This is a genomic window from Micromonospora sp. WMMB235 (genome assembly GCF_001855515.1).
Taxonomy (GTDB): domain Bacteria; phylum Actinomycetota; class Actinomycetes; order Mycobacteriales; family Micromonosporaceae; genus Micromonospora; species Micromonospora aurantiaca.
Genome location: NZ_MDRX01000001.1, coordinates 2,054,075 through 2,066,074 on the forward strand (window position 1 = coordinate 2,054,075; position 12,000 = coordinate 2,066,074).

Here is a 12,000-nt window from a genome sequence, read left to right on the forward strand (position 1 = left end):
CCCCCCATCAGGCCCCTCCCATCCGGGCGTCCCGTTGCGCGGCCATCGTGCTGGGCAGTCCCCACAGTCGTACGAATCCCTTCGCCAGCGACTGGTCGAACGTGTCGCCGGTGTCGTAGGTGGCGAGGCCGAAGTCGTAGAGGCTCGCCTCGGAGCGCCGGCCGGTGACCACCGCCCGGCCGCCGTGCAGGCGCAGCCGTACCTCGCCGCTGACGTGCCGCTGCGCGTCGTCGATGAACGCGTCCAGCGACCGCTTCAGCGGCGAGAACCAGAGCCCGTCGTAGACCAGCTCACCCCAGCGCTGGTCGACGCCGCGCTTGAACCGGGCCAGGTCCCGCTCGACTGTGACCGCCTCCAGCTCCTGGTGGGCGGTGATCAGGGCGAGCGCGCCGGGTGCCTCGTACACCTCGCGGCTCTTGATGCCGACCAGCCGGTCCTCGACCATGTCGAGCCGGCCCACGCCGTGCGCCCCGGCCCGCCGGTTCAGCTCCCGGATCGCCTGGTACGGGGTGACCGTCTCGCCGTCGATCGCGACCGGGACGCCGTCGTCGAACGTGATCACCACGTCGTCCGGGTCGCGTTCCGACGCCGGGTCCTCGGTGTACGCGTAGAGGTCCTCGACCGGGGCGTTCCAGATGTCCTCCAGGAAGCCGGTCTCCACGGCCCGGCCCCACAGGTTCTGGTCGATCGAGTACGGCGACTTCGCCGACACGTCGATCGGCAGCCCCTTCTCCTCGGCGTACGCGATCGCCTTGTCCCGGGTCCAGGCGAAGTCCCGGGCCGGCGCGACGACCTTCAGGTCGGGCGCGAGGGCGGCCAGGCCGACCTCGAACCGGACCTGGTCGTTGCCCTTGCCGGTGCAGCCGTGCGACACGATCGTGCCGCCGTGGGCGCGCGCCGCCGCGACCAGGTGCTTGACGATCAGCGGCCGGGACAGCGCGGACACCAGCGGGTAGCGGTCCATGTAGAGGGCGTTGGCCCGGATCGCCGGCAGGCAGTAGTCGGCGGCGAACTCGTCGCGGGCGTCGACCACCTCGGACTCGACGGCGCCGCAGTCGAGCGCGCGCTGCCGGATCACTGTCATGTCCTCGCCGCCCTGGCCGACGTCGACAGCGACCGCGATCACCTCCGCGCCGGTCCGCTCGGCCAGGTACGGGATGGCGACCGAGGTGTCCAGGCCCCCGGAGTACGCGAGCACGACCCGCTCGGTCACGAGGTGCCCCCTTCGACTGTGTCGTCGCGGCGGGCCCACGCGGCGAGCCGCTCACCCAGCGCGGCGCCGCCGTCGGCCTCGCGGGCCACGACGAGGATGGTGTCGTCGCCGGCGATGGTGCCGACGATCTCGGACAGGCCGGCCCGGTCCAGTGCGCTGGCGAGGTACTGCGCCGCGCCCGGCGGGGTGCGCAGCACCGCGATGTTGCCGCTGGAGTCGACGCCGTTGAGCAGCTCCCGCAGCAGCCGGATCAGCCGGGCCGGTGCGCCCTCGGCGTCGCGCAGCGGCCGGTGCCCGTCCTCCGGGATCAGGTAGACGCCCCGCCCGTCGCCGCCACGCGCGGTCACCGCCCCCAGTTCCTTCAGGTCGCGCGACAGGGTGGCCTGGGTGACCTGGATGCCGTCGCCGGCGAGCAGGTCGGCCAGCTCGGTCTGCGAGTGGATGGGGGTGTCGCGGATCAGCTCGACGATGCGGGCGTGCCGCGCGGCGCGGGTCAGCGGAGCGGTCATGCGGATTCCTCCAGGAGAAACGTCAGCAGCGCCTTCTGGGCGTGCAGCCGATTCTCCGCCTGGTCGAACACCGCGCTGTGCGGGCCGTCGAGCGCCTCGTCGGTGATCTCCTCGCCCCGGTGGGCGGGCAGGCAGTGCAACACGATCACGTCGGCGTCGGCGTGGCCGAGCAGCGCGGCGTTGACCTGGTACGGCAGGAACGGCGTGGTCCGGTCCAGTCCGTCCTCCTCCTGCCCCATCGACGTCCAGGTGTCGGTGGCGACGACGTGCGCGCCGCGTACCGCCTCGGCCGGGTCGGTGAGCACCTGGACCGAACCGCCGGTGGTGGCGGCGATCTTCTCGGCGCGGGCCACGATCTCCGGGTCGGGCTGGAACCCGGCCGGGCCGGCGATCCGCACGTGCATCCCGGCGGTCGCGCCGGCCAGCAGGTACGAGTGCGCCATGTTGTTCGCCGCGTCGCCCACGTACGTGAGGATCCGCCCGGCGGTGCCGCCGAACCGTTCCCGCACGGTGAGCAGGTCGGCCAGCAGCTGGCAGGGGTGGTACGTGTCGGTCAGCGCGTTGACCACCGGCACCGTCGCGTGCGCGGCGACCTCGGCGATCCGGTCGTCGCCGTGGGTGCGCAGCACGATCGCGGCGACGTAGCGGGACAGCACCCGGCCCGCGTCGGCGAGCGTCTCGCCCCGGCCGAAGTGGGTGACCTGGGTGTCCACCACGAGCGGGTGCCCGCCCAGCTCGGCGATGCCCACGTCGAAGGAGATCCGGGTGCGCAGGCTCTGCTTGTCGAACAGCACCGCCACCGACTTCGGCCCGGTCAGGGGCTGGTGCGCGTACCGGTCGGCCTTCATGCGGGCGGCGAGGTCGAGCACGGCGGCCTGCTCGGCGGGCGTGAGGTCGTCGTCGCGCAGGAAGTGGCGGATCATGCGGGAGCCTCCGTCGGGGTCGTGGCGTCGGGCGCGGCGGCGGACAGCGCGGCCGGCAGCGCGGCGAGGAACGCGTCGGCCTGCGCCGCGGTGAGGATCAGCGGCGGGGCGAGCCGGACCACGTCCGGCTGCACCGGGTTGACCAGGAAGCCCGCCTCGCGCAGCGCTGCCGCGGCGGCGGCGGAGACCGGCTGGTCGAGCACGATGCCGAGCAGCAGGCCGGAGCCGCGTACCTCACGTACCAGCGGGTGCCCGAGCGCCTCGACGCCCCGGCGCAGCCGCTCGCCGATCCGCTTGACGTGGTCGAGCAGGCCCTCGTGCGCGATCGTGGAGACGACCGCGAGCGCGGCGGCGCAGCTGATCGGGTTGCCGCCGAACGTGGTGCCGTGCGAGCCGGGGGTGAGCAGGTCGGCGGCCCGGCCGAAGGCCAGGCAGGCGCCCAGCGGCAGCCCGCCGCCGAGGCCCTTGGCGAGCGTGACGACGTCCGGCTCGACGCCCTCGGCCTGGTGGGCGAACCAGTGGCCGGTCCGGCCGACGCCGGTCTGCACCTCGTCGAGCACCAGCAGCGCGCCGTGCGCGGCGGTGATCCGCCGGGCCGCGGCGAGGTAGCCGGGCGGCGGGACGACCACGCCGTTCTCGCCCTGGATCGGCTCGATGATCAGCATGGCGGTGTCGTCGGTGACCGCCTCGGCCAGCGCGTCGGCGTCGCCGAACGGCACGTGGGTCACGTCGCCGGGCAGCGGGCGGAACGGGTCGGCCTTCGCGGGCTGCCCTGTGAGCGCCAGCGCGCCCATGGTCCGGCCGTGGAACCCACCGTGGGTGGCGACCACGTGCCGGCGGCCGGTGAGCCGGGACAGCTTGAACGCGGCCTCGTTGGCCTCCGCGCCGGAGTTGGCGAAGAACACCCGGCCCGGGCGGCCGGCCAGCGCGAGCAGCAGCTCGGCCAGCGCCACCGGCGGCTCGGCGACGAACAGGTTCGACACGTGCCCGAGCGTCGCGACCTGCTTGCTGACGGCTGCGACCACCGCCGGGTGGGCGTGGCCGAGCGCGTTGACGGCGATGCCGCCGAGCAGGTCGACGTACTCCCGGCCGGTCTCGTCGACCACGACGGCGCCGGAGCCGGAGACGAGCGCCAGCGGCGGCGTGCCGTAGTTGTCCATCATGGTGGCGTTCCACCGCTGCACCAGCGTGCTCATGACTCGATCACCATCGTTCCGAAGCCCTCCGACGTGAACACTTCCAGCAGCGTGGAGTGGGCGACCCGGCCGTCGACGACGTGCGCGGCCGGTACTCCCCCGCGCACCGCCCGCAGGCAGGCCTCCATCTTCGGGACCATGCCCGACTCCAGGGACGGCAGCAGCTTCGCCAGGTCGTCCGCGGTGATCTCGCTGATCAGGCTGGACGTGTCGGGCCAGTCGGCGTACAGGCCGGGCACGTCGGTCAGCACGACCAGCTTGCGGGCGTCCAGCGCCACCGCCAGCGCGGCGGCGGCGGTGTCCGCGTTGAGGTTGTGCAGCACCCCGTCGGCGTCCGGCGCGACTGTCGAGATGACCGGGATCCGGCCGGCCTCGATCAGGTCGGTGACCGCCGAGACGTTCACCGACTCCACGTCGCCGACCTGGCCCACGTCGACCGCTTCGCCGTCCACGTACGCGGGACGGCGCACCGCCGTGAACAGCCCGGCGTCCTCACCGGAGAGGCCGACCGCGTACGGGCCGTGTGCGTTGATCAGCCCGACCAGTTCCCGGCCGACCTGACCGACCAGGACCATCCGGACCACGTCCATCGCCTCCGGGGTGGTGACCCGCAGGCCGCCCCGGAACTCGCTGGCGATGCCCAGGCGGCCGAGCATGGCGGAGATCTGCGGGCCGCCGCCGTGCACCACGACCGGCTTCAGGCCGGCGTAGCGCAGGAACACCATGTCGGCGGCGAACGCCCGCTGGAGTTCGGGGTCGACCATGGCGTTGCCGCCGTACTTGACCACGACCGTGGCGCCGGAGAAACGGGCCAGCCAGGGCAGCGCCTCGATCAGCGTGGCGGCCTTGGCCTGGGCCCGGGTGAGGTCAGCGGAGAGGTTCATGTGGAGTAGGCCGAGTTCTCGTGGACGTACGCATGGGACAGGTCGTTGGTCCAGATGGTGGCGGTGTCGGCGCCGGCGTGCAGGTCGATCCGGACCGTGACGCCGCGGCCGGTGAGGTCCACCTTGGCGCGGTCCTCGGCGGCGGCACCGCCCCGGCACACCCAGATGCCGTTGACCGCGACGTCCACGCCGTCCGGCTCGAACACGGCGGCCGTGGTGCCGACCGCGGCGAGGATCCGGCCCCAGTTCGGGTCGTTGCCGAACAGCGCGGTCTTCACCAGGTTGTTGCGGGCCACCGTGCGGCCCACCTCGACCGCGTCGTCCTCGCTCGCCGCGCCGACCACCTCGATCGCGACCTCCTTCGTCGCGCCCTCCGCGTCGGCCAGGAGCTGCTGGGCCAGGTCGTGGCAGGCGGCGGTGACCGCGGCGGTCAGCTCCTCGGCGGTCGGCTCGATGCCGGAGGCGCCGCTGGCCAGCAGCAGCACCGTGTCGTTGGTGGACATGCAGCCGTCGGAATCGATCCGGTCGAACGTGATCCGGGTGGCGGCGCGCAGTGCGGCGTCCAGGGCGTCCGGCCCGGCCACCGCGTCGGTGGTGAGCACGCAGAGCATGGTGGCCATGGCCGGGGCGAGCATGCCCGCGCCCTTCGCCATGCCGCCGACGGTCCAGCCCGTACCCTGCGCCACAGTCGTCTTGGGCCGGGTGTCGGTGGTCATGATCGCCTCGGCGGCCGCCGGGCCGCCGTCGCGGGACAGGCCGCGCACCGCCTCGCGTACGCCGGGAAGCAGTTTGTCCATCGGCAGCCGCTCGCCGATCAGGCCGGTCGAGCAGACCGCGACCTCGCCGGCGCCGACGATCAGCCGCGCGTTCGCCGCGGTGATCGCGGCGGCGGTGTGCTCGGCGGTGGCGTGGGTGTCCTGGAAGCCGGCCGGGCCGGTGCAGGCGTTCGCGCCGCCGGAGTTGAGCACCACGGCGCGCACGACGCCGCCGTGCACGACCTGCTGGCTCCACAGCACCGGCGCGGCCTTGACCCGGTTGGCGGTGAACACACCGGCCACGCCGGCGTCCGGGCCGTCGTTGATCACGAGGGCGACGTCGGCGGCGCCGGAGGACTTCAATCCGGCCGCGACACCTGCGGCGCGGAACCCACGGGGGACGGTGACGCTCACGGGGCCACTCCAAACACGGACAGACCGGTGGTCTCCGGGAGACCCACCATCAGGTTGGCGTTCTGCACGGCCTGGCCGGCCGCGCCCTTGCCCAGGTTGTCGATCGCGCTGACCACGATCACCCGGCCCGAGTCGACGTCCACAGTCGCCTGGAGGTGGCAGGAGTTCGACCCGGCGGTGGCCGCGGTGTGCGGCCACGATCCCTCGGGCAGCACGTGCACGAACGGCGCGTCGGCGTAGGCGGCGGCCAGCACCGCGCGCGGGTCGGCGTCGCCGGTGGGCACCGCGGTGACGGTGGCCAGGATGCCCCGGGGCATCGGCGCCAGCACCGGGGTGAAGGACAGGCCGGTCGCGCCGGTGGCCTGCTTGATCTCCGGCACGTGCTGGTGCGCGCCCACCTTGTAGGGGGTCAGGTCGCCCATCACTTCGCTGCCGAGCAGGTGGGCCTTAGCGGCCCGGCCCGCGCCGGAGGTGCCGGAGGCGGCGACCACCACCACGTCGTCGGGGCGTACCGCGCCTGCGGCGATCAGCGGCGCCAGCGCCAGCGTGGTCGCCACCGCGTAGCAGCCGGTGCTGGCGACCCGCGTGGCGGCGGCGATCTCGCCCCGCTGGCCGGGCAGCTCGGGCAGCCCGTAGGTCCAGGCGCCGGCGTGCTCGCCGCCGTAGTAGCGGGACCAGGCGCCGGCGTCACGCAGCCGGTGGTCCGCGCCGAGGTCGACCACCTTGACCGGGTCGGGCAGCGCCGCGGCGAGCGCCGCGGACTGCCCGTGCGGCAGGGCCAGGAAGACCAGGTCCGCGTCGGCGAGGGTCGCCGGTTCGGTCGCGGCGAACACCAGGTCGAGGCCCGCGAGGTGCGGGTGTACGGCGGTGACTGGCTGACCGGCCTGGCTGTGTGCGGTGGCGGCGATCAGCTCGAACTCGGGGTGACCGGCGAGCAGGCGCAGCAGTTCGCCCCCGGCGTATCCACTCGCCCCGGCCACGGCAACCCGAATGCCCATACCCACCTCCGCATGACTATGCAGAGAAGGTTACCAGCGGCAAGGCGAGCAGTGCAAGTTCATGCAGCCTACTGCATGAAGCTGCGGCCGGGCTGGCCCTTCCGATCCCGCCCAGGGAGGGCCAGCCCGGCCGGGTCAACCTCGCTCGACGAGCCCGTGCTGACGCTCATAGGTGCGGAGGGCCGCATCCCAGGCCTGGGTGTACTCCGACGGGCCCATGTTCAAGTCGTTGTGACCCCGGACCGCCTCCCGGAGCAGTTCCACCAACTCCGGCACGGTTTCCCGGCGCTCTGCCACGTACCGACGGAACACCTCGGCGAACTGCTCCCCGGTCAGCCGGGCGGCATGCATCGTCACCGGGTCGCCTTCGAGATTCTGGAGCACCGCGCACCACCGTCGGGTCAGGTCATCGGCCTGGCGGGCCCTGACCTTCTGCAGCTCGTGGTCGCACTCCAACTTGATCCGGTCCTCCCAGTACGGCCGCAGCCGCTCGCGGACCCGCTCGTCGGGGCTGACACGGACCTGGGCGGTGAAGGAGGGGGCTGTCGCCTGACGGGGCCAGCGCTGGCCGGACAGATGCGCGTTCAGAGCCTGCTCCAGTTCGTGGGAGCGGTGCGGCTCATGCCGCCGGGCCAACTCGACCGCTTGTTCCCGGAGAATGCCACACGCCCACGTCAGGTAGCCCTCGGCCCGGAAGCGCAGTTCCTCGAATGTCATCCGGTGCGCCGTCCAGACGTAGACGGCGTACAGGCGGAAGTCAAAGGCGTCACCTTTCGCCGGCACCAGGAGGGGCTGCGGGGCCTCCTGGCGAAACGACACGGCGACGGGAGCAGCCGGGGTGGGGGAGGCGATGGTCGACGGGGCGGGCGGGAAGACGGTGTGCCACCAGCGGCGTGCCGGCTGATCCGGAGCGGAGGAAGGGGTGCTCGAAGGCGCTGCGGGAGGGGTGGTCATCTCTGTTCCTCGTTCGTGAGTCGTCGTACGTCGTCGAGTAGGGAGTTGCCGGGCATCAAGGGCTGCCAGACGTGCTGAATCTGGTGGTCCAAGCGACGCCGGAGGGGCTCTCGGCCGGCCACCACCGCCGTGAGCAGCTGACGGCAGTACAACGCCACCTCAGGCTGTCCGTCCGCGCGGCTGAGCCAGAAACCGAGCGTTCGCCAGGCTCGAAACGCGGTTCCTGGGATGGCGAGCGCGGCGGCCCAGCAGGTGGCCAGATCCTGTAGTTGGACGGTGCCACGCCGTGTCAGGTCGAGCAGTTCGGGCCAGTGTTCCCGCGGCGCGGGTGACCACCGGTCGGCCAGGATCCGCAGCGCCCGGCCGGCGTGCAGGCGCACCTCCGGGTGGGCCGAGACGGCCCACTCCGCCAGCGTGGCCGTCACCTCCGCCGTGTACCCCGCGTCGTACACCTCCACGAGGCCCCGGACCACGGAGTTGTGCCAGCGCTGCATCCGCGCCTCCGCCACCTGACGCAGGTGGAGCAGCGCGCTCTCGGGCCAGAGACGAGCGAGGCCGAGAGCGTAGGCCCGAGCCACGGTGTCCCGGCGGTGCGCCGTGCCACTGTCGGCCCAGCGGTCCAACTCGGCGCGAAGCCGATGACGCAGCGAGGGCTGCATGGCCATCGCGACCAGAGCGATGGCCGCCGTCTGACGCACACCGGCGCGTCGTTCCCGTGCCAACTCGTCCACGGCTAGCAACGCGGAGCGCACCGCGAGACTTGCCGACCAGCCGATGGCGCCCGCTGCGGCCTGCCGGACGCCGGGCACGTCGCTGCGGGCGAGATCAATCCACCACCGCAGAAGCCGCTCCGGGTGCCACCAGTCCTGCCAGGCGACCTCCAGGAGGCTGGAACGAAGTGCGTCGTTGGCCGGGATGAACTCCACTCGTCGCCCGCCCGGCACTCGATCGTCGTCGACCACCCGCACCGCCTGACGAAGTTCGGGCCCCATCAACTCGTCAAGCGCGGACCCGCGGCCAGGCATGACCGCCTGCGGCAGGTCGTCCGCCGCAGGCCCGGTCAACAATCGTGCGGCGTGGTGGACCTCCGACACCGGCTGGCCGGCGAGTACCGCGCAGGACATGCGGAACGCACGACGATCGCCGGCAGCCCAGAACTCCGACGGGTGCTGCCCGTCGGAACAGTCGAGAATGCGAGCCGCCCGCTCCCGCACCTGCCCCGGCAGCAGGCGTTCCAACCGCTGCGTCAGATCCATGCCGTTCACGGGGTTGCGGGCGATGGAATCCACCAAGCGGACCACCTCGCCCGGGCGCGGATCGCCGCGCAGGTAGGCCATCATCAGCGGGTGCCCGACGGCTTCGTCCTCGACATAGCGATCGACGCACGCTCCGACGCACTCGTTGCCACATCGCCCGACGCACCGGCCGCGCAGATGCCGCCGTAGTTGGGCCCGGAAGACATCCGCAGCGCCGGGAGGCCGATGCTCGACGATCTGGTCGGTGAACTCCCTGCCCCGCGACTGGAAATCACCGACGAGCACCACCGTGCAGCCCACCGCCTCGGCCCGAGCTGCCGCGCCGACCAGGGTCATGCCGTCCAGTTCCCGGATCGCCGCGTCGCTAAGGGGCAGGACGTAACCGTGCCCGGCTCGGAGGATGCCGGCTGTCCGGATCAGATCTCCGAGGCTCTCCACGTTGATCAGGCCCACCCGGTCGTAGCCGTGCCGTCTGGCGGAGGCCAGACATGCCGCCGTGTAGCGGCCCGTACCTTCCGGTCCGGAGAGACACAGCAGCCCTCGGCGCTTGAGCCGTCGGTCGAGGTGCTGATCGCTCGACGCCGGCGCGTACCCGTCCGCGGACTGTCGGACTGTGGCTCCACTCAACGTCTCCGACCAGCTCCGGCCGTCCCCGACGCCGGCCATGGTGACGTGCATCGCGCCGATGGCGGTGGCTCCGGTCCCGGTCGCGTTCTGGCCCTGAACGTGTACATCCCCGACCTCGATCCCCGCCGGTGCGCCGAGCAGCGCGGAGAGCCGGCCGATGATCTCGCGCGGGTCGAGAGACGGATCGTCCTCCGTCTCCTCCGTCTCCTCCGTCTCCTCCGCGAGGCCTTGCTCATCCGCATCCGACGGATCGGCGCCAGGGTCGGCCCCGTCGACCGTGGCGCGTACAGCCTCTCCGCCGTCATCCGGGTGGACCGGCGGGACCGGCACCGGGACGCCGTCGGTCTCCGGCGGGGGCACGTGGGCGATCATCGTTCGGTCCCGTCCCGGCCGATGATCGCGTCGCGGCCGACCGATCCGATCGCTGTCGCGTTCGGGCCGACAGCGCTCTGCCCATGGACCTGGAGGCTGCCGATCCGGATGCCGGCGTCGCCGGAATGCGGCGGTTCGACCGAACGGCCGATGGAGTCGGACTCGACGTCGCCTGCCGGGTCTACCGTTCGCGGTTCGCCGATCGGCAACGACGACATGTCCTCGTCGACCACGTAGAGCCAGGCGGTCTCCTCGAAGCCCTTGTCCGGGTGGCTCACCTGAACCTTGCGAAACCGCTCGGGCCGCATCTCCTCGGGGTATTCCTGGACGACGTTCCGGAAGATGTCGTCGGAGACGACGAGCGCGACTCCAGCATCCGGGAAGGCGGCAAGAGCCCGCTTGAGCGGCTCGGAGTCGCAGAGCCGGCAGACGAGGACGACTGCCGAACCCGGGAAGCCGTTCGCGCCGTCCAGGTGTACGAGGCCCTGATGGACGGCCACCCGCAAGCGGATCCGCGCCGCGGGCACCCGGCTGACGTTGTACGCACGCAGCCGTCGGTTGAGCTCCGGGACGAATCGGCCGATGATGAGCGCCTCGGGGGCGTCCCGCGGGGCAATCGCCAACTCCCCGTCACCGGCCTGCTGGGTATGCCACTGCGTCCGGTCCAGTCCGACCAACGCGGCGGCCTCATGCAGGAGGCGCCGGAACTCCTGCTGCGCCTCGTACTGCTGGACATTGCTGCGGCGGCTGTACCGCTCCATGTCCACGCTGATCAACATTCGTCGCTCGGGATGGTGCATCCGGTGTCGCCCCTTCGTCACTCTCCCGCCGGAACCGGCGGGACCACAAGGGACATCGAATCCGGGTCGCCCGAGCCGCACCCCGTAGAAGTACGGCATCCGCCGTGCCTGTCCGGAACCGGTCTTCCCGTCTTCGTCCGGGATTCGGCAGGCGGAGCCGCGATGGACTGGACACATGATCGACGTCCTCAGCGAGTTGCTTCTCGACGCGGGCTGGCACCCGGCGGCAGTGCTGTCCGTGGTGGCGATCTACGTCGGAGTCGCCGCACTGATGCGCCACGCGTCGCGCTCCGCGCAGCTTCGGCTACGCTTCGACGGTCTTCGCTGGCTGGCGAGAATGGGGTTGTCGATGCGTCGAGGGGCACCGCCCCAGGCCGAGTGGCCGTACGGGACCTTCCTCCGGCGGCTGCGCCCGGCAGATCGGGAGATCGTCCTGGGTCTCGGTGTCCGACGTCAGGTACCCGCCGGTCAGATCCTGATCCACGAGGGCGTCCGGGAATCGCACCTGGTGCTCCTGGAGGAAGGGTTGACCAAGGTGACGGCGAGTCTCCCCGACGGTCGGTCGGCGCTGCTCTCACTGCGCGTCGGTGGTGACCTGGTCGGTGAGATGTCCGCCCTGAACGATCAACCCCGCTCGGCCACAATCACCACCTGCGGCCCCACGCGGTACAGCGTCATTCCCAGAGACCGGTTCACCCGATTCCTCAAGGAGCACCCCGCATCCGCGCTCGAACTCGCGGCGATGGTGGCGGATCGGCTGCGCTGGTCCAACCGCCGCCGCATCGACTTCACCTCGTACCACGTAAAGATCCGCGTGGCCCGGGTGATCGCGGAGCTGTGCCGGACGCACGGTAGGCGGAGTCCGGAAGGTGTGGTCATCGACGTCCGCCTGACCCAGCCGGAACTCGCCACGATCTGTGGTGCAGCGGAGACATCGATTCAGAAGGCCCTGCGCGAGCTACGCGCTGAGCGGCTCGTGGACACGGACTACCGGCGGATAACGGTCCGGGATCTGCCAGGCCTGCGAGGCCTCGGCGAGTTGCCTTCCGACGACGAGTGAGCCGGCGTGTTAAAAGGGGCCCCCTCCTCTACCGGAGGC

General features: G+C 72.0%; 11 protein-coding genes. 1 reads left to right on the forward strand and 10 read right to left on the reverse strand.

The features are described 5' to 3' along the window. Positions 1-7: 7 nt before the first annotated feature. The 10 genes from BFV98_RS08155 to BFV98_RS08200 form a co-directional block, all read right to left on the reverse strand. A complete protein-coding gene (locus BFV98_RS08155; RefSeq protein WP_071095702.1) occupies positions 8-1,213 on the reverse strand; it encodes an argininosuccinate synthase in 1,206 nt (401 codons plus the stop codon). Continuing rightward, positions 1,210-1,722: an arginine repressor gene (locus tag BFV98_RS08160; RefSeq protein WP_071095704.1), complete on the reverse strand. Its 513-nt coding sequence runs from the start codon at positions 1,720-1,722 to the stop codon at positions 1,210-1,212. Before BFV98_RS08160 ends, BFV98_RS08155 begins: the two co-directional genes overlap by 4 nt. Then, positions 1,719-2,645: an ornithine carbamoyltransferase gene (gene argF / locus BFV98_RS08165; protein ID WP_030271073.1), complete on the reverse strand. Its 927-nt coding sequence runs from the start codon at positions 2,643-2,645 to the stop codon at positions 1,719-1,721. Before argF ends, BFV98_RS08160 begins: the two co-directional genes overlap by 4 nt. Further along, positions 2,642-3,841, reverse strand: a complete 1,200-nt coding sequence (locus tag BFV98_RS08170) for an acetylornithine transaminase (RefSeq protein ID WP_013285548.1) — start codon at positions 3,839-3,841, stop codon at positions 2,642-2,644. The genes argF and BFV98_RS08170 overlap by 4 nt, the downstream gene beginning before the upstream one ends. Next, positions 3,838-4,725, reverse strand: coding sequence for an acetylglutamate kinase (argB, locus tag BFV98_RS08175; RefSeq protein ID WP_013285547.1), 888 nt, complete (start codon positions 4,723-4,725; stop codon positions 3,838-3,840). The genes BFV98_RS08170 and argB overlap by 4 nt, the downstream gene beginning before the upstream one ends. Further along, positions 4,722-5,894, reverse strand: a complete 1,173-nt coding sequence (gene argJ / locus BFV98_RS08180) for a bifunctional glutamate N-acetyltransferase/amino-acid acetyltransferase ArgJ (protein WP_013285546.1) — start codon at positions 5,892-5,894, stop codon at positions 4,722-4,724. The genes argB and argJ overlap by 4 nt, the downstream gene beginning before the upstream one ends. Further along, on the reverse strand, positions 5,891-6,892 hold the full coding sequence (gene argC, locus BFV98_RS08185) for an N-acetyl-gamma-glutamyl-phosphate reductase (RefSeq protein WP_071095706.1): 1,002 nt from the start codon (positions 6,890-6,892) through the stop codon (positions 5,891-5,893). The genes argJ and argC overlap by 4 nt, the downstream gene beginning before the upstream one ends. A 135-nt stretch (positions 6,893-7,027) precedes the next feature. Then, entirely contained in the window at positions 7,028-7,846 is an 819-nt protein-coding gene (locus BFV98_RS08190) for a hypothetical protein (RefSeq protein WP_255368070.1), read from the reverse strand. Further along, the gene (locus tag BFV98_RS08195; RefSeq protein ID WP_071095710.1) at positions 7,843-10,101 is read right to left on the reverse strand and encodes a hypothetical protein; all 2,259 of its coding nucleotides are present in this window, start codon (positions 10,099-10,101) and stop codon (positions 7,843-7,845) included. Before BFV98_RS08195 ends, BFV98_RS08190 begins: the two co-directional genes overlap by 4 nt. Next, on the reverse strand, positions 10,098-10,862 hold the full coding sequence (locus tag BFV98_RS08200; protein ID WP_255368336.1) for a hypothetical protein: 765 nt from the start codon (positions 10,860-10,862) through the stop codon (positions 10,098-10,100). Before BFV98_RS08200 ends, BFV98_RS08195 begins: the two co-directional genes overlap by 4 nt. Positions 10,863-11,076: 214 nt before the next feature. Between BFV98_RS08200 and BFV98_RS08205 the strand changes: the two genes are divergently transcribed. Beyond that, positions 11,077-11,961 (forward strand): Crp/Fnr family transcriptional regulator, encoded by an 885-nt coding sequence (locus BFV98_RS08205; RefSeq protein WP_255368071.1) that lies wholly within the window; start codon positions 11,077-11,079, stop codon positions 11,959-11,961. Positions 11,962-12,000 lie beyond the last annotated feature (39 nt).